Origin of the sequence: Bradyrhizobium sp. 76 (assembly GCF_023073025.1) — a bacterium.
Lineage (GTDB): Bacteria > Pseudomonadota > Alphaproteobacteria > Rhizobiales > Xanthobacteraceae > Bradyrhizobium.
The window spans coordinates 588,032-610,126 of the sequence record NZ_JADPIS010000035.1; the positions used below are offsets into that span (position 1 = coordinate 588,032).

Annotated in this window: 19 protein-coding genes; 7 read left to right on the plus strand and 12 right to left on the minus strand. The window is 65.2% G+C overall.

Features of this window, described 5'->3' with window-relative positions; genetic code table 11:
* Positions 1 to 186: 186 nt before the first annotated feature.
* Positions 187 to 3,153, minus strand: coding sequence for a pyruvate, phosphate dikinase (gene ppdK, locus IVB48_RS10565; protein WP_247399838.1), 2,967 nt, complete (start codon positions 3,151 to 3,153; stop codon positions 187 to 189).
* Positions 3,154 to 3,249: 96 nt separating this feature from the next.
* Positions 3,250 to 3,405, minus strand: a complete 156-nt coding sequence (locus tag IVB48_RS10570) for a DUF3096 domain-containing protein (protein ID WP_007594951.1) — start codon at positions 3,403 to 3,405, stop codon at positions 3,250 to 3,252.
* Positions 3,406 to 3,627: 222 nt separating this feature from the next.
* Between IVB48_RS10570 and IVB48_RS10575 the strand changes: the two genes are divergently transcribed.
* On the plus strand, positions 3,628 to 3,981 hold the full coding sequence (locus tag IVB48_RS10575) for a DUF1236 domain-containing protein (protein ID WP_027568617.1): 354 nt from the start codon (positions 3,628 to 3,630) through the stop codon (positions 3,979 to 3,981).
* A gap of 267 nt (positions 3,982 to 4,248) precedes the next feature.
* On the opposite strand, the gene glyS is transcribed toward IVB48_RS10575, so the two are convergent.
* The 6 genes from glyS to IVB48_RS10605 form a co-directional block, all read right to left on the minus strand.
* Positions 4,249 to 6,348 carry a glycine--tRNA ligase subunit beta gene (gene glyS, locus IVB48_RS10580; protein ID WP_247399839.1) on the minus strand — a complete coding sequence of 700 codons (2,100 nt, stop codon included), beginning with the start codon at positions 6,346 to 6,348 and terminating at the stop codon, positions 4,249 to 4,251.
* Positions 6,348 to 7,283: a glycine--tRNA ligase subunit alpha gene (locus IVB48_RS10585; protein WP_027568615.1), complete on the minus strand. Its 936-nt coding sequence runs from the start codon at positions 7,281 to 7,283 to the stop codon at positions 6,348 to 6,350. Before IVB48_RS10585 ends, glyS begins: the two co-directional genes overlap by 1 nt.
* Positions 7,284 to 7,453: 170 nt before the next feature.
* Positions 7,454 to 7,645 (minus strand): hypothetical protein, encoded by a 192-nt coding sequence (locus IVB48_RS10590; RefSeq protein WP_007607173.1) that lies wholly within the window; start codon positions 7,643 to 7,645, stop codon positions 7,454 to 7,456.
* A gap of 118 nt (positions 7,646 to 7,763) precedes the next feature.
* Positions 7,764 to 8,672 (minus strand): S49 family peptidase, encoded by a 909-nt coding sequence (locus IVB48_RS10595; protein ID WP_247357001.1) that lies wholly within the window; start codon positions 8,670 to 8,672, stop codon positions 7,764 to 7,766.
* Positions 8,673 to 8,883: 211 nt separating this feature from the next.
* Positions 8,884 to 9,651 carry a methyltransferase gene (locus IVB48_RS10600; RefSeq protein WP_247399840.1) on the minus strand — a complete coding sequence of 256 codons (768 nt, stop codon included), beginning with the start codon at positions 9,649 to 9,651 and terminating at the stop codon, positions 8,884 to 8,886.
* Complete coding sequence (locus IVB48_RS10605) at positions 9,644 to 9,871, minus strand: DUF2007 domain-containing protein (protein WP_007594964.1); 228 nt, start codon at positions 9,869 to 9,871, stop codon at positions 9,644 to 9,646. The genes IVB48_RS10600 and IVB48_RS10605 overlap by 8 nt, the downstream gene beginning before the upstream one ends.
* 132 nt (positions 9,872 to 10,003) lie before the next feature.
* Between IVB48_RS10605 and IVB48_RS10610 the strand changes: the two genes are divergently transcribed.
* The 5 genes from IVB48_RS10610 (at position 10,004) to IVB48_RS10630 (ending at position 14,759) form a co-directional block, all read left to right on the plus strand.
* Complete coding sequence (locus tag IVB48_RS10610; RefSeq protein WP_247399841.1) at positions 10,004 to 11,011, plus strand: polyprenyl synthetase family protein; 1,008 nt, start codon at positions 10,004 to 10,006, stop codon at positions 11,009 to 11,011.
* A gap of 413 nt (positions 11,012 to 11,424) precedes the next feature.
* Positions 11,425 to 11,940, plus strand: a complete 516-nt coding sequence (locus IVB48_RS10615) for a helix-turn-helix domain-containing protein (RefSeq protein ID WP_247399842.1) — start codon at positions 11,425 to 11,427, stop codon at positions 11,938 to 11,940.
* A 1-nt stretch (position 11,941) separates the two neighbouring features.
* Positions 11,942 to 13,198 carry a beta-ketoacyl-ACP synthase II gene (gene fabF, locus IVB48_RS10620; protein ID WP_247399844.1) on the plus strand — a complete coding sequence of 419 codons (1,257 nt, stop codon included), beginning with the start codon at positions 11,942 to 11,944 and terminating at the stop codon, positions 13,196 to 13,198.
* Between the two features lie 60 nt (positions 13,199 to 13,258).
* On the plus strand, positions 13,259 to 13,891 hold the full coding sequence (locus IVB48_RS10625) for a LysE family translocator (RefSeq protein WP_247399846.1): 633 nt from the start codon (positions 13,259 to 13,261) through the stop codon (positions 13,889 to 13,891).
* 7 nt (positions 13,892 to 13,898) lie between these two features.
* Positions 13,899 to 14,759, plus strand: coding sequence for an alpha/beta hydrolase (locus IVB48_RS10630; RefSeq protein ID WP_247291430.1), 861 nt, complete (start codon positions 13,899 to 13,901; stop codon positions 14,757 to 14,759).
* On the opposite strand, the gene IVB48_RS10635 is transcribed toward IVB48_RS10630, so the two are convergent.
* The 3 genes from IVB48_RS10635 to IVB48_RS10645 form a co-directional block, all read right to left on the minus strand.
* On the minus strand, positions 14,756 to 15,640 hold the full coding sequence (locus tag IVB48_RS10635; protein ID WP_247399848.1) for a 4-(cytidine 5'-diphospho)-2-C-methyl-D-erythritol kinase: 885 nt from the start codon (positions 15,638 to 15,640) through the stop codon (positions 14,756 to 14,758). The genes IVB48_RS10630 and IVB48_RS10635 overlap by 4 nt on opposite strands.
* A 28-nt stretch (positions 15,641 to 15,668) precedes the next feature.
* On the minus strand, positions 15,669 to 17,471 hold the full coding sequence (locus tag IVB48_RS10640) for a tetratricopeptide repeat protein (protein ID WP_247399850.1): 1,803 nt from the start codon (positions 17,469 to 17,471) through the stop codon (positions 15,669 to 15,671).
* 335 nt (positions 17,472 to 17,806) lie between these two features.
* The gene (locus IVB48_RS10645; RefSeq protein WP_247357009.1) at positions 17,807 to 19,468 is read right to left on the minus strand and encodes an electron transfer flavoprotein-ubiquinone oxidoreductase; all 1,662 of its coding nucleotides are present in this window, start codon (positions 19,466 to 19,468) and stop codon (positions 17,807 to 17,809) included.
* A 135-nt stretch (positions 19,469 to 19,603) separates the two neighbouring features.
* Here IVB48_RS10645 and IVB48_RS10650 point away from each other — a divergent pair, with 135 nt between their 5' ends.
* Positions 19,604 to 20,413: a uracil-DNA glycosylase gene (locus IVB48_RS10650; protein WP_027568605.1), complete on the plus strand. Its 810-nt coding sequence runs from the start codon at positions 19,604 to 19,606 to the stop codon at positions 20,411 to 20,413.
* 124 nt (positions 20,414 to 20,537) lie between these two features.
* Here the strand turns inward: IVB48_RS10650 and IVB48_RS10655 are convergent, their stop codons facing one another.
* Positions 20,538 to 22,055 (minus strand): glycosyltransferase family 39 protein, encoded by a 1,518-nt coding sequence (locus tag IVB48_RS10655; protein WP_247399852.1) that lies wholly within the window; start codon positions 22,053 to 22,055, stop codon positions 20,538 to 20,540.
* Positions 22,056 to 22,095: the final 40 nt, after the last annotated feature.

The window sequence follows — 22,095 nt, forward strand, 5'->3', positions numbered from 1 at the left end:
CGCGCCTCAAGCTCGTCAATGCGAGGAGCTCTCGCGACGAAGCAATCCAGACTGCTGCCGCGGAAAGATGCTGGTTGCTTCGCTGCGCTCGCAATGACGATGTGGAAGCAGTCGAGCCTCAAAATGAAAAGAGGCGGGGTTTTGCCCCGCCTCTTTCGCTCTCAATATTTCAAGTCGCCGCTCCGCTTATGCCTGGCTCGCAACCGCCTTGCCGAGCGCGGCTTGCGCGGCGGCGAGGCGGGCGATCGGGACGCGGTAGGGCGAGCAGGAGACGTAGTCGAGGCCGATCGCATGGCAGAAGGCGACGGAGGCGGGATCGCCGCCGTGCTCGCCGCAGATGCCGACCTTGAGCGAGGCGCGCGTCTTACGACCGCGTGCGACGCCGATCTTGACGAGCTCGCCGACGCCTTCCTGGTCGAGCGCGACGAAGGGATCGATCGGCAGGATGCCCTTGGACACGTAGGTGCCGAGGAAGCTCGCGGCATCGTCACGGCTGATGCCGTACGTCGTTTGCGTGAGGTCGTTGGTGCCGAACGAGAAGAACTCGGCGCTCTCCGCGATCTCGGCCGCGAGCAGGCAGGCGCGCGGCAGCTCGATCATTGTGCCGACCTGATAGGTCAGCTTGGTGTTGGTGTCGCGCATCACCGCCTTCGCGGTGGAATCGATGCGCGCCTTGACGAGGTCGAGCTCCATCTTGGTGGCGATCAGCGGCACCATCACCTCGAGGCCGACGGCCTTGCCGGTGCGCTTCTCGGCCTCGACCGCTGCTTCGAAGATCGCACGCGCCTGCATTTCGGCGATCTCGGGATAGGCGATCGCGATACGGCAGCCGCGGAAGCCGAGCATCGGATTGAACTCCGAAAGCTCGCGCGCGCGGTCGGCCAGGCGCCGCGGGTCGGTGTTCATGGCGCGGGCCACTTCCTCGACCTCGGCATGGGTGTGCGGAAGGAACTCGTGCAGCGGCGGATCAAGCAAACGGATCGTGACGGGCAGGCCCTTCATGATCTCGAACAGCTCGACGAAGTCGGCGCGCTGCATCGGCAGCAACTTTGCCAGCGCAGCGCGGCGCGACTGCTCGTCCTCGGAGAGGATCATCTCCCGCACCGTGCGGATGCGCGTCTCCTCGAAGAACATGTGCTCGGTACGGCAGAGGCCGATGCCTTCCGCGCCGAACTTGATCGCGGTGTGCGCGTCCTCCGGCGTGTCCGCGTTGACGCGCACGCCGATCTTGCGGACCTGGTCGGCCCATTTCATCAGCGTGCCGAACTCGCCGGACAGCTCGGGCTCGATCATCGGCATGCGGCCGGCGAGCACCTGGCCGAGCGAGCCGTCGATGGTGATGACGTCGCCGGTCTTGAAGGTGCGCGAGCCGATGCTCATGGTACCGCGGCCGTAATCGACCCGGATGGTGCCGCAACCGGAGACGCAGGGCTTGCCCATGCCGCGCGCCACCACCGCAGCATGCGAGGTCATGCCGCCGCGGGTGGTCAAGATGCCTTCGGCGGCGTGCATGCCGTGGATGTCTTCGGGGCTGGTCTCGATCCGGACCAGAATCACCTTGCGTCCGTCGGCCTGAAGCTTGGCCGCTTCGTCCGAGGAGAACACGATCTCGCCGGAGGCCGCACCCGGCGAGGCCGGCAGGCCGGTCGCGATCACGTCGCGCTTGGCGTTGGGGTCGATGGTCGGATGCAGCAGCTGATCGAGCGAGGCCGGGTCGATCCGCGTCACCGCTTCCTTCTTGGTGATCAGGCCTTCATTGGCGAGCTCGACCGCGATGCGGAGCGCCGCTTTCGCGGTGCGCTTGCCGCCGCGGGTCTGCAGCATCCAAAGCTTGCCCTGCTCGACCGTGAACTCCATGTCCTGCATGTCGCGGTAGTGCTTCTCGAGCAGCGTGTAGATCCGCGTCAGCTCCTTGAAGGCCTCCGGCATCGCCGATTCCATCGACGCCTTGTCGGAGCCCGAGTCCTTCCGCGCTTCCTCGGTGATGTCCTGCGGCGTGCGGATGCCGGCGACCACGTCCTCGCCTTGCGCGTTGATCAGGAACTCGCCGTAGAGCTTACTCTCGCCGGTCGAGGGATTGCGCGTGAACGCAACGCCGGTCGCCGAGGTCTCGCCCATGTTGCCGAACACCATGGCCTGCACGTTGACCGCGGTGCCCCAGGATTCCGGAATGTCGTGCAGCCTGCGGTAGGTCACCGCTCGGGCGTTCATCCAGGATGAAAACACGGCGCCAATCGCGCCCCAGAGCTGGTCGTGCGGATCCTGCGGAAAATCCTTGCCGGTTTCGCGAGCGACCGCGTCCTTGTACTTGCCGACCAGATCGACCCAGTCGTCGGCGGTGAGATCCGTGTCGAGCGTGTAGCCCTGGCTGTCCTTGAAGGTGTCGAGGATTTCCTCGAAATGATGATGCTCGAAGCCGAGCACCACGTCCGAATACATGGTGATGAAGCGGCGATAGCTGTCATAGGCGAAGCGGCGATCGCCCGACAGTTCCGAGAGCGCTTCGACGGTTTCGTCGTTGAGGCCGAGATTGAGCACGGTGTCCATCATGCCCGGCATCGAGGCGCGGCCGCCGGAACGCACGGAGACGAGCAGCGGGTTCCTGGAATCGCCGAAGATCTTGCCGGTCAACTTGCCGACATGATCGAGCGCCTTCTCAACCTGCGACCGCAGTTCGTTGGGGTAGGATTTGTCGTGCGCGTAGAAATAGGTGCAGACCGAGGTCGGGATGGTGAAGCCCGGAGGCACCGGCAGGCCGAGATTGGCCATCTCGGCGAGGTTGGCGCCCTTGCCGCCGAGCAGGTCGCGCATCTCCGCTTTGCCCTCGGCCTTGCCGTCGCCGAACGTGAACACCCACTTGCCGGCCTTGGCCGCAACAGGCGCGGCCTTGCTTGAAGCAGCCTTCCTCGGTGCCGGCTTCACGGCAACCTTCGGCGCAACCGGTTTCGTCGATGCCTTTGCAACAGCCTTGGAAACCGACTTGGCGGCAGGCTTCACAGCCGGCTTGGCCAGCGGCTTAACAGCGGCTTTGGCCACGGGCTTCGGGGCGCGCTTGGCAAGTGCCTTGCGGGCCGCCGGCGCGGCTTTCGCCTTGGCGGAGGACTTTGATTTCGCTGGCATTTTCGCTGGAGTTTTCGAGGCGGCTTTGGCCATAGCTTGCACACAACCTGCGAGAGGAATGGGTAATTGCGGGCCTTACACCACTTTGGGCAGGTCCGCGCAAGTCGAAGAGTTCCGTAGAATGAAGGCCTAGAGATGGAGCCACTTCAACAATCCGAGCCCGATCGCACCATTTATAATGAGAAAAATCGCGACGATCAGGTTCAGGAGGCGCGGCATGATCAGGATGAGCACACCCGCAAGCAGCGACAGGATCGGCGAGATATGGGCGACGGTGATGTGCATGAATTTTCTTTCCGTGGGGTAGGGGCGAATCGCGGCGGGATCATAGCGGACTGGGTTCCGCGGGTAGAGACGCATCGGGCGCGCGCGAGTTCCCAGATCCGCGAAAACAGCCCGAAAATGCCGCGAATGCGGCGGGCGTTTTCCGGAACATCGCCAAGACGCATGCATTGGCAACCGGTCGCGCCATTGGCGCTTCCCGAAACCTTCTCGAAGGAGTTGCCCATGCGGAACAGGATTCTTGCTCTTGCAGCGCTCGCGGCCGCGATCGGCTCGCCCCTTGCGGCGCAGGCGCAAAGCGGCGTCACAGTGGGACGCGCGCCCGTCGTCGTCGACAGCGGCCCGACCATTGCCGTCGAGCAGCGGCCGGCTTTCCGCGACTATGTCGTCGAACAACGCGTACCGGCTTTCCGGATCCCGGATCGCGTGGTGGTCGGTGCCACGTTACCTGAAAGCGGCGTCACCTATTATGACGTGCCGCAGCGTTTCGGCGCCACCACCTATCGCTACACCGTCGTGAACGGCGAGACCGTGCTGGTCGAGCCGCGCTCGCGACGCATCGTCGAGGTGATGGACTAGCACTTTCACGGGATCAACTAGATGTCCGGCGCGTCACATCAATCAGGCTGACGCGAGCAGTATAGTCGGACATCAGGCCCCGCCCGGTCCTCCCCCCGCCGGGCGGGGCTTTTTTGTGTGGACACTCTTCGCGCACGGTAATGCGGCCACCAACTCCGTCGTCAAGGCCGGGCTTGTCTCGGCCATCCACGCGTCTCCACGAGAAGAAGGACGTGAATGCCCGGGACAAGCCCGGGCATGACGGTGTTCATTGCGCCCAAACCGCGCTCAATCCTGGATCTTCGAGAAATCCGCCACCGCACGCGTGGCGCTGCGGATCTCGTTGAGCAGCTTCAGGCGATTCTCACGCACCTTCGCATCCTCGTCGTTGACGCGAACCTTTTCGAAGAATGCATCGACCGGCGGACGTAGCTTGGCCATCGCACTCATTGCGGCCGCGAAGTCTTCCTTCGCGACAGCAGCACTTGCCTCCGCCGTCACCTCGCCGATCGCCTTGGCCAGCGCCTTCTCCTCGCCGAGACCGTAGAGCGCGGCACCCGGCGCCCCGTCGAACGTGCGCTTGTCCTTCTTCTCCTCGATGCCGAGGATATTGCTGGCGCGCTTGATGCCGGCGAGCAAATTCTTGCCGTCCTCGGACTCGAGGAATTTGCCGAGCGCCTCGACGCGGCGGACGATCATCAGAAGGTCATCCTGGCCACCGAGCGCGAACACGGCGTCGACGAGATCGTGCCGCGCGCCCTGCTCGCGGAGCTGAACTTTCAGGCGATCTGCGAAGAAGGCGAGCAGGTCGCTCGGAAGCTTCTGCGCATCGGCAGGCTTCAAGGACAAGGCGGCGAGTGCGGATGCCGCCATCTTCATGAGCGACAGACGTAGTCCGTTCTCGGTGATCAGCCTGATCACGCCCAGCGCCGCACGACGCAGCGCATACGGGTCCTTGCTTCCCGTCGGCTTCTCGTCGATTGCCCAGAAGCCCACTAGCGTATCGAGCTTGTCCGCCAGCGCCACCGCAATACTGACTGGATCTGTCGGTACGCGATCCGATGGGCCTTGCGGCTTGTAGTGGTCCTCGCAGGCGACAGCGACGGAGGCATCCTCGCCCTGCGCCAGCGCGTAGTACTTGCCCATCAGGCCTTGCACTTCAGGGAATTCGCCGACGACTTCCGTCAACAAATCCGCCTTCGCGAGTTGCGCAGCACGCTTCGCTTTCGCGACATCGGCACCGACGAGCGGCGCGATCTCAGCGGCGAGACGCGTGATCCGCTCAATACGCTCTGCCTGCGTCCCCAACTTCTTATGAAACACGATCTGCTCGAACTTCGGCAGCCGGTCTTCCAGCTTCGTCTTCAAATCCGTCTCGTAGAAGAACTTCGCATCCGACAGGCGCGGACGGATCACGCGCTCGTTGCCGGCGACGATGGTCTTGCCGCCGTCGGGCGCCTCGATGTTGGCGGTGAGGACGAACTTGTTCGTCAGCTTGCCCGTCTTGGGATCTTTGACGACGAAGCACTTCTGGTTGTTGCGGATGGTGGCGCGGATCACCTCGTCCGGGATCGCCAGATACTCCGCTTCGAACGATCCCATCATGACGACCGGCCATTCGACCAGGCCTGAGACCTCATCGAGCAGCACCTGGTCCTCGACCAGTTCGAACCCTTGGGCGAAGGTCAGCTCCTTGGCGTCGGCGAAGATGATGTCCTTGCGCGCCTGCGGATCGAGGATGACCTTGGCCGCCTTCAGCTTCGCTTCATAGTCCTCGAAGCGGCGCACGGAAATCGCAGCTGGTGCCATGAAGCGGTGGCCGTAGGTGGTCTGGCCGGTCTCGATGCCATCCACCGAGAATTTCACGATATCGGGCTCTTCGGTCTCGGGCCCGAACGTCGCGGTGATCGCGTGCAACGGACGCACCCAGCTCAGCGAGCCCGGCTTGCCGGAGCGCGCGCCCCAGCGCATCGATTTCGGCCAGGGGAAGGTGCGGATGATGACGGGGAGGATTTCCGCGAGCACGTCGATGGCGTCGCGGCCGGGCTTCTCGATCAGCGCGATGTAGAAGTCGCCCTTCGGGTCGCGCTGGATCTTGGCCTCGTCCAGCGACGTCAAACCGGTCGCTTTCAGAAAACCCTGCACGGCCGCATCGGCCGCGCCGATCTTCGGTCCGCGGCGTTCGGTCTTCAGGTCAGGCTGGCGCGCCGGGATGCCGTGCACCGTCAGCGCAAGGCGGCGCGGCGTCGCGAACGCCTTGGCGCCTTCGTAGACGAGACCTTCGGCGACGAGCTTGTCGGTGACCATGCGGCGCAGATCGTCGGCCGCCTTGGCCTGCATGCGCGCGGGGATCTCTTCGGAGAACAGTTCAAGCAAAAGATCGGGCATCAGGCCGCTCCGCCCGCTTCAGTATGTATCCAGGCCTCGCCGCAAGCCTTTGCCAATTCGCGCACGCGAAGAATGTAGCTCTGCCGCTCCGTCACCGAGATCACGCCGCGTGCGTCGAGCAGGTTGAACACATGGCTCGCCTTGATGCATTGGTCATAGGCCGGCAGCGACATCAAATGCGCCTCGCGCTTGCCATCTTTCCAGCCGGCCTCGAGATATTTCCTGCAAGCCGCTTCGGCCATCTTGAACTGCTCGAACAGCATCGCGGTGTCGGCGATCTCAAAATTGTGCTTCGAATATTCCCGCTCGGCCTGGAGGAAGACATCGCCATAGGTGACCTTGGCGTCACCGTCGCGGCCGTTGAAGTTGAGGTCGTAGACGCGATCGACGCCCTGCACATACATCGCGAGGCGCTCGAGCCCGTAGGTGAGCTCGCCCGCGACCGGCGCGCATTCGACACCCGCAACCTGCTGGAAATAGGTGAACTGGCTGACTTCCATGCCGTCGCACCAGCACTCCCAGCCGAGGCCCCAGGCGCCCAGCGTCGGGCTCTCCCAGTCGTCCTCGACGAAGCGAATGTCGTGCACGGCGGAATCGATGCCGATCGCGGCGAGCGACTTCAGATACAGCTCCTGAAGGTTCGGTGGCGACGGCTTCATGATCACCTGGAACTGGTAGTAATGCTGCATCCGGTTCGGATTCTCGCCGTAGCGGCCGTCCTTGGGCCGGCGCGAGGGCTGCACATAGGCCGCATTCCAGGGCTTTGGCCCGAGTGCGCGCAGCGTGGTCGCCGGATGGAAGGTACCCGCACCCATTTCCATGTCGTAGGGCTGCAGGATCACGCAGCCCTGCTCGGCCCAGAACCGCTGGAGCGCGAGGATGAAGCCCTGGAACGAGCGTTCCGGGCGCATATGGGCGGGCAAGGAGGCGTCCATCGTCAGATCGGGCTCTCGCGGGGGGTTGAATCGCGCGGGACCGTATCGACGGCAGGGGTGGGAATCAAGGCAAAGGGGGCCAATCCCGTCATGCCCGGGCATCCGCGTTTTTCGTGCGTCAGGCAAGGCGTGGATGGCCGGGACAAGCCCGGCCATGACGAGCGCAGCAGCTAACCCGGCCGATAGGCTCCGGTCACGGGATCCTGTTTCAGCGTCTGGACGGCCCCCCTATGGGCGGCCTCGGCGACGCGCGAGAGGCGCATCTCCTCCAGCTCCTGGTTGATCCTGACAGCGGTCTTGTAGGCCCAGCGGACCACGGCAAGCCCGCCCAGGACGCCCGCGAATGCGACGAACGGCGGCATCGGTCGTTCCTTGTTCACAATGCTCAGCCCCCACGCGCATTCTTGCGCAGACCGGGCCGCGCCGCAATTGGCACGGCTTCAAGTCTCCTTGGGGCCAAATGGCGCGGCAGGGCTCCGTCTAGAATCCGAATTTCGCCCAAATCGCCCGCGTCTCGACCGCGGAGATCAGCTCGTCCGGCAGGCTGGCCATTGATTCCATGGCCGAAAGCTGCCCCGCGCCGGGCGATTTCCGACCCAAAAGGCCGGAGAGCAGACCGGTCGGCTGGGCAATCACGGGGGTGAGAACCTTCTCGCCAAAGCGGGCACGAAGAGTTGAGCGGAGATCGCCGATGCTGTCGGCGAGCCCCAGCGCGATCGAACTCTCGCCGGCCCAGTATTCGCCCGTGAACAGGGTGTCGTCGGAGCCCTTCAACCGCGCGCCGCGGCTTTCCTTCACCAGCGCGATGAAGATCTGGTGGATCTCGCGCTGGAGCGCCTTCAGCTTGGCGACGTCGTCGGGGTTTTCAGGGAGAAACGGGTCGAGCATCGCCTTGTGCGCGCCGGCGGTGTAGAGGCGCCGCTCGATGCCGAGCCGCTTGATCGCCTCCTGGAAACCAAAGCTGCCGCCGACCACGCCGATCGAACCGAGGATCGAGGACGGATCGCAGATGATCTCGTCGCCGGCGCAGGCGATCATGTAGCCGCCGGAGGCCGCGACGTCCTCGACGAACACCAGCACCGGCAGCTTCTTCTCCGCCGCGAGCTGCTTGATGCGCAGGTAGATCTGGCGCGACTGCACCGGCGAACCGCCGGGCGAATTGATCACCAGCGCCACCGCCTTGGCGTTGCGCGTCGAAAACGCCCGCTCCAGCACTCGCGAAACGGTCGCGAGCGTCATGCCCGGGCGCAGCGGCGTCACCGCGCCGATTACTCCGGACAGCCGCACCACCGGTACCACGGCTGTGCCGGGACGGAAGCGCGCCGGCAGATATTGCATGAGCTTGTCGGCTAGGCCGGAATTCTCACGATCGTTCAATTGTTCGGCCATGCCGTTACCTCTGATTAACTATTTCTTATCACGCGACTGTCATTGGAAGGGCCCGGAACGTGTTTTGCAGAAACCCCGTTGAGAGGCTGCAATGGGCCAGCGGAGAACACCATGAAAATCTATCTGCTGATGCTGCTGATCGGTGCGCTGTTCATGGCGATCCGCCTGACGACTCCGCAAGAGCAGCAGTCGGAATCGCTTCCGCAATAGCTCAGCACGGTTCCACCAGGGGTAGAACTGCCCTTCCCTCCAGAATATCCATCACCTCTTTAGGCACGCGTGATTCCTCGTTGAGCACGAGGCCCGGCAACAATCGTGCCGGGGCCCTCCCGCCCTTGACCGCGCGCACCAGCACGCGGATCGCGGGCCGCCCGGCTTCAGCGTGAACCGGCAGAATCGCGAGACTGCCGAAGCCGCGAGACAGTCCCGCCAAAACCTCCGCGATCCCATCTGCGCGCCAAATCAATGTCAGCGCGCCATTCGAGCGGAGGATGCGCCGCGCCGCGTGCACCCAGGCATTCAGCGTCTCATCCGTCGCCACATGCGCGATCTGGCGCGCCTGATCGGGCGAGCCGCGATGGCGAGCGGGATCGTTGAAGGGCGGGTTCATCAGCACCACGTCGACGCTGTCCGGCGCGAGCCCGCTGGCCGCGAAGGCCTGCGCGTCCGCGGTGACGTCGAGCACGATCGTCTCGGCGGCAATCGCATTCGCTGCCGCATTGGCGCGCGCAAGCTCCGCCAGCTCGGGATCGATCTCGACCAGGCCGAGCCTGATCCCGGCAACGCGCCGCGCCAACGCAAGCCCGGCCGTGCCAATGCCGGCGCCGAGATCGACGACGCGGTCGCCCGCCCTCGCCTCCGTCGCCGCCGCGAGCAGAATGGCGTCGTGCCCCGCGCGATGGCCGGACCGCTTCTGCTTCAGCCGCAATTGCCCGCCGAGAAAGGCGTCCTCGGTGAGGTCTGCCAGTGCTTCACTCATCGCCGCGCAGTTCGTGGCTGAGGCCGGCCTCGGTCAGAAGCTGCCGGGCTTCGAGGGCGTCGTCCTCATGGACCAGGATCCGCCGCGGCAAAATGCCAAGCGAGCCCTCGATGATGCTCATGTTCTGGTCCAGCACCAGATGATGGATGTTGGCGCCGTCGAGCAGCGCGCCAATCGCCGACACCAGCACCATATCGTTAGTCCGAACCAGTTCTCGCAAAACACAGGCCTCCTGCCTGACGGGGATTAAGCGCCAAATGTCAATGGTTCCACGGCCCTTGCCGCATCCCCGTCCAGTTTCTATTGTCTTTCCATCAGAATAGCCCTTCCGGGGCAAATATTGGAGACCGGCGTGGCCGTCATCGTACCTTTCGAAACTCCCGGCGCGTCGATCGAAGAGCTGGTTGCCCTTGTCGCCGGTGACATGGAGCGCGTCAACGCCACGATCCTGTCGCGGACCGGTTCGGACGTGACCATGATCCCGGAGGTCGCCAACCATTTGATCTCCTCCGGGGGCAAGCGCCTGCGGCCGATGCTGACGCTGGCCATGGCCAACCTCGCCGGCTACACCGGCGACGGCCATATCAAGCTCGCCGCCAGCGTCGAGTTCATGCATACCGCCACCCTGCTCCATGACGACGTCGTCGACGAAAGCGAGATGCGCCGCGGCAAGCTGTCGGCACGGATGCTCTGGGGTAATGAGGCGAGCGTGCTGGTCGGCGACTTCCTACTCGGCCAGGCCTTCCGCATGATGGTCGAGGTCGGCTCGCTCCGCGCGCTCGACATTCTCTCCGCGGCCGCCGCCACCATCGCCGAGGGCGAGGTGATGCAGCTTGCCGCCGCCAAGAACACCGCGACCACCGAGGACGAATATCTCGCCGTGATCCGCGGCAAGACCGCCGAGCTGTTCGCGGCTGCCTGCGAGGTGGGACCGGTGATCGCCAACCGCGCCAAGGCGGAGCAGACCGCCTGCCGCTCGGTCGGTATGAATCTCGGCATCGCCTTCCAGCTCGTCGACGACGTGCTCGACTATGGCGGCAAGAGCGCCAAGCTCGGCAAGAACACCGGCGACGATTTCCGCGAGGGCAAGATCACGCTGCCCGTCGTGCTCGCTTTCCGCCGCGGCAACGACACCGAGCGCGCCTTCTGGATCCGCGCGCTCGAGCGCGGCGAGATCGGCGACACCGACCTCGACCACGCCATCGGGTTGATGAACAAGCATCGTGCGCTCGAAGACACGCGCAGCCGCGCCCAGCACTACGGCGCCATGGCGGTGGACGCGCTGGCGCTATTCCCGTCCTCGCCGATGAAGAGCGCGCTGGAGCAGGTCGTGGCGTTCTGTCTGGCACGGTCGCATTAGCTACTTGCAACCTTAGCGCTGGCTGGTAGCCACACCCTCAGTGTCGTCCCGGCGAAGGCCGGACCCATTACCCCGGTCAGCGTTGTCTTAGCGCCTGTGGCAACCATCGTGCACCACAACAACAGTCGTGGCTATGGGTCCCGGCCTTCGCCGGGACGACATCGTTGAGGTAGCGCCACCACTGCATCAACAGCGTCACTGCGAACGCAGCGAAGCAATCTAGAATCTTTTCGCAGGGGGACTCTAGATTGCTTCGCTCCGCTCGCAATGACGGAGCAAGGAGCGCAGGCGTCGCTCGCCAACTCGCATCCGGATCGCAGAGATAGTTTTGCAGTCCCGCACCTCGTCCTCCCGTGCGGGGAAGTTGCCCCTTGTCACTTGCATTTTGAAAGTTACATCCCTACCTTCGAACCATGCAGCCCAAATCCGCCTCCATCCAGGAATGTCCCGTCGGCCGCGCCGTGGAGACGGTCGGCGAATGGTGGAGCATTTTGATCCTGCGGGATGCCTTCCAAGGCGCAACGAAGTTCGACGATTTTTCGCAAAGCCTCGGGATCGCGCCGAACATCCTGTCGCGACGGTTGGCCCATCTCACCGAAAGCGGCATGTTCGTCCGCCGCCGCTACAATGAACGGCCGCCGCGCTATGAATATGTGCTGACGGACAAGGCGCGGGACTTCTTCCCCGTGGTCGCAACCCTGCTCGCCTGGGGCAACAAGCATCTCGCACCGAAGGGCGAAGCGATCCTGCTCGCGAACCGGCACGATCGTCGTCCATTCAATCCGGTCGTGGTCGATGCCGCCGGCATGCAGCCGATCACGCTCACCAATGCGGTCATCATCGCCGGTCCCCGCGCCAGCCGTGTCATGCGCAAACGGCTGACCTCGCTCAAAGCCATGAACCCGGCCGTCGCGCCGGCTGGAGACTGACATGCGTCGTATCGTCGTGACGGGAATAGGCGCGGTGTCGCCGCTTGGCTGCGGTGTCGAGCTGTCCTGGCGCCGGCTGCTGGCCGGTCAAAGCGGGCTGCGCCCGCTGCCGGAATGGTCGCAGGCGCTGCCCGCACGCATTGCCGGCCTCGTGCCCGACAAGGCCGATGACGTGGACGGCGGCTTCGATCCCGCGCAGGCCGCCGCGCCGAAAGACCAGCGCAAGATGGACCGCTTCATCCTGTTCGCGCTGCTCGCCACCGCAGAGGCGGTTGCGCAGGCCGGCTGGACGCCGCAGTACGCTGCGGCTTTGGAGAGGACTGCGACGATCATCGCCTCCGGCGTCGGCGGCTTTCCGGCGATGGCGGAAGCGGTGCGCATCACCGAACAGCGCGGCCCGCGCCGGCTGTCGCCGTTCACGATCCCCTCCTTCCTCGCCAATCTCGCGGCCGGCCACGTCTCGATCAAATACGGCTACAAGGGAGCGCTGGGCACACCGGTCACGGCGTGCGCCGCCGGCGTTCAGGCGATCGGCGATGCCGCGCGCATGATCCGCGCGGGCGAGGCTGATGTGGCGATCTGCGGCGGTGCGGAAGCCTGCATCGACATCGTCAGCCTCGGCGGCTTTGCCGCGGCCCGCGCACTATCGAGCGGGTTCAATGACGCGCGCGCCTCGCGCCCGTTCGATCGCGACCGCGACGGTTTTGTCATGGGCGAAGGCGCCGGCATCCTGGTGATCGAGGAGCTGGAGCATGCATTGGCGCGCGGCGCCACGCCGATCGCGGAGATCGTCGGATACGGCACGACTGCCGACGCCTATCACATGACATCGGGTCCGCCTGACGGCGACGGCGCCCGGCGCGCCATGGAGATCGCGCTCCGGCAGGCCAAGCTTGCGCCTGCCGATTTGCAGCATCTGAACGCGCATGCAACGTCAACGCCGGCGGGCGACGAGAGCGAGCTTGGCGCGATTGCCGCGCTGTTCGGTCGTCACCGCGGCATCGCCGTGAGCGCGACCAAATCGGCCACCGGCCATCTGCTTGGCGCCGCCGGAGGGCTCGAGGCCATCTTCACCGTGCTCGCCCTGCGCGACCAGATCGCGCCGCCGACCCTCAACCTCGAGAACCCTGATCCGGGCGCGGACGGCATCGACATCGTCGCCGGTGTGGCGCGCCCGATGCCGATGCAGCACGCGATCTCGAACGGGTTCGGCTTCGGCGGAGTGAACGCCAGCGTGATCTTCCGCCGGATGGGCTGAACGACGGTCCTTGCAAACGACGGGCCTTGCAATCGCGGCAAGCATCGCTACCAAAGCAGGATGATCAACACGAATTTCTGGCTGTTCCTGGCCGCAGCTTGTCTCATCGCCGCCGTTCCCGGCCCCGGCATTTTCTACGTGGCGGCACGGACCCTGTCGGAAGGGCGCGCCAGCGGTTTTGCATCGACCGCGGGCACCGCGCTCGGCGGGCTGGTTCATGTGATCGCAGGCAGCCTCGGCATCTCTGCGATCATCCTTGCCAGCGCCGAGCTGTTTGCCGCCGTGAAATTTGTCGGCGCGCTCTATCTGGTCTGGCTCGGCATCAGGACTTTTCGCAACGCCGGCCGCGCGCTGTCATTCGACAGCGAGCCCGTCGGCGACAAGCGCGCCTTTCGCGACGGCGTGCTGGTCGAGGCGCTGAACCCGAAGACCGCCGCCTTCTTCCTCGCCTTCATTCCGCAGTTCCTCGACCCGGCGGGATCGAACCCGACGCTGCAATTCATCATGCTGGGTGCGATTTCGGTGACGCTGAACACGCTCGCCGACATCGTGGTGGTGCTGATGGCCTCCGCGACACGCACGCAGTTGATCGGAAGGCCGCAGCTGATGCGGCGTCTCACCCAGGGTTCCGGCGTCTTCATCGCAGGGCTCGGGCTGTCGCTGGCGCTGGCGCGGCGGCCGGTGAATGGATAGCGCCACCATGCTCGCCCCGCAAAGCCGCATCTACGAGTCTCACGGCCTGCGGCTGCACTATGCCGACTGGGGCAACGATGGCGCGCCCGTCGCCATCCTGGTCCATGGCGGGCGCGATCACTGCCGGAGCTGGGACGTCATCGCCCGGTCGCTGCAGCCGCATTTTCACGTGCTCGCACCCGACCTGCGCGGGCACGGCGATTCCGACTGGACCAAAGGCGGCAGCTACGCGCTGACGGAGTATGTGTACGATCTCGCCCAGCTCGTCCGTGCCGTCGCGGCCCCTCAAGTCACTCTCATCGGCCATTCCATGGGCGGCATGGTCAGCCTGATCTTTACAGGGGCATTCCCCGAACAGGTCTCGAAGCTGGTCGTGCTCGACGGCGTGACGATGTTGCCGGATACACCAAAGCCGCCGGTACATGAGCGGATCGGCAAATGGGTCGGTCAGCTCGACAAGCTGCACGACCGCGCACCGCGCCGCTATTCGACCCTCGAAGACGCCGCGGCGCAGATGGTGCTTCACAACAAGCGGCTGTCCCGCGACCTCGCGCTGCATCTCGCCACCCACGGCGCGCGGCAGAACGAGGACGGCACCTATAGCTGGAAGTTCGATCCCTACCAGCGCGCCTCTGCGCCGCACCGGCTCTGGCCGGACGATCACATCGCGCTGTGGTCGCGCATCACCTGTCCGACGCTGCTCTTGAATGCCGGCGAAAGCTTTCTGGCTGGCGCGAGGGCCGCGGGCCTGGAGCGCTACTTTCCGCAGGCGCGTGTCGAGACCATCGCCGGCGCCGGACACTGGCTGCAACATGACAAGCCGCAAGAAGTGTTGGGCGAGATCCGGCGGTTTCTCGGGCTGGCCTAGCTCAGCGTCCCCGCGTGCACCCACCAACCCGAATGATCCCTGCGGATCTTCTCGGCGGCGGCATGCGCCTCGGCAAATGCGCCATAGATCGCAAAACACGTCGCACCCGAGCCGGACATGCGGGCGAGCTTGACGCCGGCGGAGCCACGCAAGGCTTCCAGCACGTCGCCGATGACAGGCTCGATGCGCATCGCGGGGGCTTCGAGATCGTTGGCGACGGTCTCGAGCGTGTCGACCCAATCAGCAATGGAGGCGCCCTCGCCCGGCCAGGCCGGACCGTCGAAGACGGACGTGGCGCCGACCAGGAGTTCGCCGTTGCGCAGGCCCAGCGCCTGAAACACATCCTTGGTCGCGACCGGCACGCGCGGATTGACCATCACGCAGGGCATGCTCGGCAACGCCAGCGGCAGCAGCTGTTCGCCGACACCGGTCATGTCACAGGCGCGCGAGAACAGACACACCGGCACGTCGGCACCGGTCGCAAGCGCAACCTTCTGGAGGCGGGCGTCGTCGAGCGACAGATCGTTGAGACGCGCCAGCAACCGCAGCGCCGCCGCGGCGTCGGCCGAGCCGCCGCCGATGCCGGCGGCGACCGGGAGCACCTTGTCGAGCGCGAAGGCGCCCAGCTTCAGGTTCGGGACGGCTTCGGCCAGGAGCTTGGCCGCCTTGAACACGAGATTGTCGGCCATATCGCCGCAGGCCGCCGCGAGCGGCCCCGTCGTGGTGAGCTTCAGCTCGCCGCCGGGCTCCAGCGTGAGCCGGTCGGCGCAGTCGGCAAAAGCGACCACGCTTTCGAGATCATGATAGCCGTCGGCACGACGGCCGACCACGCGAAGGCTCAGATTGACCTTCGCGCGCCCTTCTTCAATCAACGCCGGCATAGACGACACGCCCCCAACTTCAACTCGCTCAGCCGCCCTTGCCGTCGTCCTTCTTCTTCTCCTTCTCCGCCTGCGCAGCCGAGGAGTTCGAATTGTCGTCGGTCATTCCGTTTGCAATCTTGGCCTCGATCTTCGGAAGCTCATCCGCTTCGGGCTTGAGATCGCGGGCGTGCGCCCACTGGAACTTGGCTTCCAGCGTGCGGCCGACACGCCAATAGGCGTCGCCGAGGTGATCGTTGATGGTGGGATCCTCGGGCTTGAGGTCGATGGCGCGCTCGAGGTTCTTCACCGCGTCCTCGTAATTGCCGATGCGGTAATAGGCCCAGCCAAGGGAGTCGACGATGTAGCCGTCATCCGGGCGCTGCTCGACCGCCCGCTTGATCATCTTCATGCCTTCGTCGAGATTGATGCCCTGGTCGATCCAGGAATAGCCGAGATAGTTGAGGACGTGGGGCTGGTCGGGCTGCAGCTCGAGCGCCTTCTTCATGTCGGCTTCGGCCTTGCCCCACTGCTTGGAGCGCTCCTCGCAGATGCCGCGATAATAATACCAGACGCTGTTGGCCTTGTCGTTGCCGGCCGGCAGCACGTCGACGCCTTGCGAATAGGTCGCGCCGCATTCGCCAAACTTCTTGCGGCCGCGCTCGATGTTGCCGAGCGCCATGATGGCTTCGAGATCCTTGGAATCCTCAGTGGTGACGCCCTTGAGGATCTTGATCGCCTCGTCGGTGCGGTCGGCGGAATCCAGATCGATGGCGAGCTGAATCTGGGCGTTGCGCTTGAGCGGCGAGGACGCCGGCACGCGCTCGTAGACCTTGATCGCCATCTGCGGCCGCTTCACCGATTCATAGAGATCGGCGAGCGAGAGCAGCGCCAGGGGATGGGTGGGCTGGAGGTAGAGTGAGAGCTGGAGATACACCAGCGCCAGATCCTCGCCGCCGCGGCGGGTCAGTGTGGCGCCGATGCCGTAGAGCGCTTCGGCGGCGCCGGCTTGCGCGCTATCGACCAGCGGCGGCATCTTCTTGCCGGCCTTGGTGTCGCGCAACCCTTCCACGATCAGCGGATGGCGGGCGAGCTTCTTGTCGAAAGCCTGGTAGACGGTGGTCGCGGCGGCCGAGTCCTTGTTACGCGACAGCCAGCGCGCGTAGGCCTCTGTGACGCGCAGCATGGAATCGTCGAGCTTGTAGGCACGCTCGAACCGGTTGCCCGCGTCCTTCTCCTTGCCGGCGAGCTCAAGGATCATGCCGGCGTGGAGATCCTTGAACAGCGGATACCATTCCGGACCGGCCAGCTTGTCGATGGTGGCGACGCCGCCCTTGGCATCACCCGCACCATAGGCGGCCCAGCCCGACAGCAGCGTGGCGACAAGATCGGTGATCGGACCGCGGATCGACTGGTTGATGTTGGTCTGCGCCGTCGCGTACTTCTTGAACTTGAGATCGTGCACGCCGACGACGAGGCGCGCAACGCGGTTGGTCTTGTCGATGGTCAGGATGCGCTCGGCGAGCTTGACGGCTTCGTCGATGTCACCGTCGGCAACCGAGGAGATGAAGGCGCGGTCGAGCAGCTCGTTGTTCTTGGGATCGGTGCGCAGGGCCGAGCGATAGAACGCGGCGGCGGAGGCCGCATCGCGCTCGACGCTGGCGTGGCGGGCGGCGAGATAGCTGCCGGAAGTGGTCAGCGCCTTCAGATCGTTTCGGGTCGGAAACTGCGCCGCCGTGTCGGACGGATGATCCGGCGTCTGCGCCAGGACCCTGCCGGGGACCGTCGCGATCGCTGTGCCCATGAGGGCGATGGCGGCAACAGTCCAGCGGTTGAAACGATTTGAAAACATCAGGGCTCGCCTTGAGTTGGTAGTGCCTGGGTCTGAAGAAGGCCGTATCGCATGCGAACGCGGCCGGTGGCATGGGGACCCGGAACCGTCGGGCGAACAATGCCGCTTTTGGCGCTTCACCGCAAGGATTCGGGCCGGACGATCCCCTCCGCACGCCCCAAATCGGCCAAGTGACCGGTCAAGAGCGCCCCAAGACGCCGCCAGTATGGCCTTATCGTGACCACGGACCGCGGCCGCGGCCGGGTTCTCACGCGAACGTGCGTCGCAGGGCCAAGGTCACGCAATATTGGTCGCCTTGGGCCTTGGTAACCTGGATTGCGGCTTGCTGACCCCGCCTACATCGCCTCGTAGTTTGGACCGCCGCCGCCCTCCGGGGGAACCCAGGTGATGTTGCCGTTGGGGTCCTTCACGTCGCAGGTTTTGCAGTGGACGCAGTTCTGGGCGTTGATCTGGAAGCGCGGACCCGAACCTTCCTCGATCCACTCATAGACGCCGGCCGGGCAATAGCGATTCGACGGACCTGCAAACACGTCATGCTCGGAGGTCTTCTGGAGGTTCATGTCCGTGACCTTGAGATGGACCGGCTGGTCCTCCTCATGATTGGTATTGGACAGGAACACCGACGAGAGCTTGTCGAAGGAAATCTTGCCGTCCGGCTTCGGGTAGGTTCTCGGCGCGTGGGTCTTGGCCGGATCGAGCGTCGCGCGATCGGGCTTCGCGTGCGACTGGGTGCCGAACAGTGAGCCGCCGAACAGCGTGTTGCACCACATGTCGAAGCCGCCGAGCGCAACGCCGAGCACCGTGCCGAACTTCGACCACAACGGCTTGACGTTGCGGACCAGGAACAAATCCTTGCCGACCGAGGAGGAGCGCCAGGCGTTCTCGTAGTCGACGATCTCGTCATTGGCGCGATCGGCGGCAATGGCGGACGCAACGTGCTCGGCGGCGAGCATGCCCGTGCCCATCGCGTTGTGCACGCCCTTGATCCGGGGAACGTTGACGAAGCCGGCCGCGCATCCGATCAGCGCGCCGCCGGGGAAGCTGAGTTTCGGGACCGACTGATAGCCGCCCTCGGTGATGGCGCGCGCGCCATAGGCGAGCCGCTTGGCACCTTCGAAGGTGGAGCGGATCGACGGATGGGTCTTGAAACGCTGGAACTCGTCGAACGGTGACAGATACGGGTCGTCGTAGTTGAGATGCACGACGAAGCCGACGGCAACGAGGTTGTCGTCGTAGTGATAGAGGAACGAGCCACCGCCGGTCTTCAGATCGAGCGGCCAGCCAAACGAATGCTGGATCATGCCCTTCTGATGCTTGGCGGGATCGATCTGCCAGACTTCCTTGAGCCCGATGCCGAATTTCGCCGGTTCGCTCTTGGTATCCAGCGCGAACTTGGCGATGAGCTGTTTGGTCAGGCTGCCGCGCGCGCCTTCCGCGAACAGCGTGTACTTGCCGAGCAATTCCATGCCACGGGTAAAGGAGTCCTTGGGCTTACCATCCCGGCCGATGCCCATGTCGCCGGTGGCGATGCCCTTCACCGCGCCCTGCTCGTCATAGAGCACTTCGGCGGCGGCAAAGCCCGGATAGATCTCGACGCCTAGCGCTTCCGCTTTGCGCGCCAGCCAGCGGCAGACATTGCCAAGCGAGCCGATATAGCAGTGATGATTGTCCATCAGCGGCGGCATGATGAAGTTAGGCAGCCTAATCGCGCCGCCGCCCGTCATCCAGTAGAAGCGGTCGTCCTTCACCTGGGTCTTCAGAGGACAATCGGAATCCTCGCGCCAGTCCGGCATCAGCTTGTCGAGCCCGGCCGGGTCGATCACGGCGCCGGAGAGAATATGCGCACCGACCTCGGAGCCCTTCTCCACCACGACGACGTTGAGATCGGCATTGATCTGCTTCAGACGGATCGCCGCAGCCAGGCCCGAGGGGCCTGCGCCGACGATGACGACGTCGAATTCCATGGATTCGCGCGGGGGAAGTTCTTCGGTGCTCATCTGATCTCAGCCCTTGAGACGGTCCTTGGTCGATTGCGCCCTCTTGTTTCCGATTTTTCCGGGTAGGACAACCTCGGAAATGCGTTTCGCCGGGGTGCAAGGCGCCCCAAACTGGACTAATAGTCAGACTTTCCGATGATCCCAGAACCCGCACCCACGGTCCGAGAGCTTCTCGCCTTCTATCTGGAGGCCGGAGTCGATTGCACGCTCGCGGAGGAACCGATCGACCGCCTGGCGGAATTGGATGTTCCACCTCCGGCCCCGCGCGCGCCACCTCCGGTCGAGGCCCCACGGCCGGCCGCCGCGCCGGCAGTGTTGCGCGGCGAGGCGGCCCCCGCGCCCGACATCGCGATCGCCTCGGCGCGCGAGGCCGCACGCACCGCGCCGACCTTGGAGGCGCTGCGCGAGTTGATGCAAAGCTTTGACGGCTGCGCGCTGAAGCACACGGCGACACGCTTGGTTTTCGCCGACGGTAATCCGCAGGCGCGCATCATGTTCGTCGGCGAGGCACCGGGCCGCGACGAGGACATCGAGGGGCTGCCCTTCGTCGGGCGCAGCGGCAAGCTGCTCGATTTGATGATAGGAGCCATAGGCCTCAACCGCACCACTGCCTACATCGCCAACGTGATTCCCTGGCGGCCGCCCGGCAACCGCACGCCGACGCCGCAGGAGACGCAAATCTGCCTGCCCTTCATCCAGCGCCAGATCGAGCTGGTGAATCCGGATGTGCTGGTGACGCTCGGCAATCCCTCGACGCAGACGCTGCTGTCGACCCGCGAAGGCATCATGCGTACCCGCGGCCGCTGGTTCGATTACGAGACGGGCGGGCGCACCATTCGCGCGCTGCCGACCTTCCACCCCGCCTATCTGTTGCGCTCGCCGTCGTACAAGCGGCTCGCCTGGCAGGATCTGCGCGCGATCGCGAAGGTGCTGGCGGGCGCGTGAGGAGGCGTACGACCTCTCCCCGTCATTGCGAGCGCAGCGAAGCAATCCAGAATCTTTCCGCGGAGGGACTCTGGATTGCTTCGTCGCAAGGGCTCCTCGCAATGACGACGGAAAGAGCGAGCGACTAAGTCCCCTTCGGCCGCACGATGGCCCAGCCAATGCGCAGCAGTTGCTGACGGCCGGTCACCAGCCATTCGAAGGCGCGCGGCACTTCCGGCACGATACCCGGGAAGCGCGCGAGAATGTCCGGCGGCGGGGTGCCCGCGGTGTCGGAGGCACGCCAGACCACGACGCCGCCGGTCTCGTTGAATTTGGCCTGATTGATCCACGGCGTGCGTGAAGGCTGGGCATCGATGAACAGATGCGGCCGGCCGGAATGCAGCGTGATCAGGCTCGCAAGCTGGGTCTCGCCGGCCACCGCGCGCAGGCGATGATTGGTGCGGCGGGCAAAGCTCTCGTCGAAGAAGTCCGAAATCGCGCGCGCCGGCATCGACGTCGCGATCTCGTTGGCACCGGTCCACGGCAGGAGCAGGACGGCGAGCGCGACGCCGATTGCGGGCGCGATGACGGCGGCCGCCCAGACCATCCGCAGCATCCTCGCGCGGCGCATCGCGATGAGATCGCCGGCCCCCACGACCACGGCAAGCCCCGACAACACCAGCACGACGCCGGCGCCGCCGACGACGGCGTCGAGGCCCAGCGGGCCCGAGATCAGCACCGCGCCGAGCGCCGGCGCCAGCGCGAAGAAATAGACGAAATTGCGCGCGAGCGGCTCGACCGGCGGGCGGTAGATAATCGGCGCCTCCTCGCTCTTGGGAACGAACAGGCCGGTGTTGAGCACGGTCAGCGCCGGGATCGCCGCCGCACCGAGCAGGAGCCCCCCGAGCAGCCAAGCCGCGTGAAGTGCGCGGGCATTGAGCTCGGCAACCTGCGGCAGGGCCGGCAGGGCCGGCAGGGCGAACGCCTCGGCGCGCATCAGCCAGACGGCATAAGGCAATGCCAGCACGGCGACCACAACAAGCGCAAACAACGGGTCGAATGCGCGCAGCGTGCGGCGGCCGTCCGCGGTTGCGAGCGCGAAGACGACGATCAGCAGCAGCAGGAAGATCGCAGCCGGCGTCGTCAGCAGCAGGAGGCCCGCCTCGATCGACCAGGCAAACCAGGCGTTGCCGCGGCGCTGTCCGATGATCTGCCAGGAATGCAGCAGCAGCAGCGCCCAGAGCGGCCGCGCCAGCACCAGCGGGCCGAAGTCGAGTGCGGGCGAGGAGAAGGCCAGCAGCGTCATGGTCAGCAGCACGGCCAGCACTGCCTGCTGGGCGCCGACCACCGCGCGGGACAGATGATAGAGCGCGATGAAGGTCGCGACCCCACAGAGCTCCGCCAGGACGTAGACGCCGAACACGTGGCCGCCGGCAGCGCGATAGGCGATGTCGGCGAGCCAGACCGGCAAGGGCGGGCCTAAATCAGTGCCGACCTGGTATTCGCGGCCGAAGGCCAGCAGAGTCGCGAGGCTGCCGGGCGGGCTGCGATAAAACACCAGCGCCACGAACAGCCACATCGCGGCCTGGAGCAGCACGGCGATCCAGACGATCAGCCGCGGCCGCGCGCGAATGAGCTCGATGACCAGGGAGGTAAACCGCATGCAACGTCCGAAAGATGCAGCCAACCCGTGAAGCCGGCCC

Bases quoted from the DNA above. Each gene is read 5' to 3' on its own strand.
- ppdK (WP_247399838.1), bottom strand. From the start codon at position 3,153: ATGGCCAAAGCCGCCTCGAAAACTCCAGCGAAAATGCCAGCGAAATCA.
- IVB48_RS10570 (WP_007594951.1), bottom strand. From the start codon at position 3,405: ATGCACATCACCGTCGCCCATATCTCGCCGATCCTGTCGCTGCTTGCG.
- IVB48_RS10575 (WP_027568617.1), top strand. From the start codon at position 3,628: ATGCGGAACAGGATTCTTGCTCTTGCAGCGCTCGCGGCCGCGATCGGC.
- glyS (WP_247399839.1), bottom strand. From the start codon at position 6,348: ATGCCCGATCTTTTGCTTGAACTGTTCTCCGAAGAGATCCCCGCGCGC.
- IVB48_RS10585 (WP_027568615.1), bottom strand. From the start codon at position 7,283: ATGGACGCCTCCTTGCCCGCCCATATGCGCCCGGAACGCTCGTTCCAG.
- IVB48_RS10590 (WP_007607173.1), bottom strand. From the start codon at position 7,645: ATGCCGCCGTTCGTCGCATTCGCGGGCGTCCTGGGCGGGCTTGCCGTG.
- IVB48_RS10595 (WP_247357001.1), bottom strand. From the start codon at position 8,672: ATGGCCGAACAATTGAACGATCGTGAGAATTCCGGCCTAGCCGACAAG.
- IVB48_RS10600 (WP_247399840.1), bottom strand. From the start codon at position 9,651: ATGAGTGAAGCACTGGCAGACCTCACCGAGGACGCCTTTCTCGGCGGG.
- IVB48_RS10615 (WP_247399842.1), top strand. From the start codon at position 11,425: ATGCAGCCCAAATCCGCCTCCATCCAGGAATGTCCCGTCGGCCGCGCC.
- fabF (WP_247399844.1), top strand. From the start codon at position 11,942: ATGCGTCGTATCGTCGTGACGGGAATAGGCGCGGTGTCGCCGCTTGGC.
- IVB48_RS10625 (WP_247399846.1), top strand. From the start codon at position 13,259: ATGATCAACACGAATTTCTGGCTGTTCCTGGCCGCAGCTTGTCTCATC.
- IVB48_RS10630 (WP_247291430.1), top strand. From the start codon at position 13,899: ATGCTCGCCCCGCAAAGCCGCATCTACGAGTCTCACGGCCTGCGGCTG.
- IVB48_RS10635 (WP_247399848.1), bottom strand. From the start codon at position 15,640: ATGCCGGCGTTGATTGAAGAAGGGCGCGCGAAGGTCAATCTGAGCCTT.
- IVB48_RS10640 (WP_247399850.1), bottom strand. From the start codon at position 17,471: ATGTTTTCAAATCGTTTCAACCGCTGGACTGTTGCCGCCATCGCCCTC.
- IVB48_RS10645 (WP_247357009.1), bottom strand. From the start codon at position 19,468: ATGAGCACCGAAGAACTTCCCCCGCGCGAATCCATGGAATTCGACGTC.
- IVB48_RS10650 (WP_027568605.1), top strand. From the start codon at position 19,604: ATGATCCCAGAACCCGCACCCACGGTCCGAGAGCTTCTCGCCTTCTAT.
- IVB48_RS10655 (WP_247399852.1), bottom strand. From the start codon at position 22,055: ATGCGGTTTACCTCCCTGGTCATCGAGCTCATTCGCGCGCGGCCGCGG.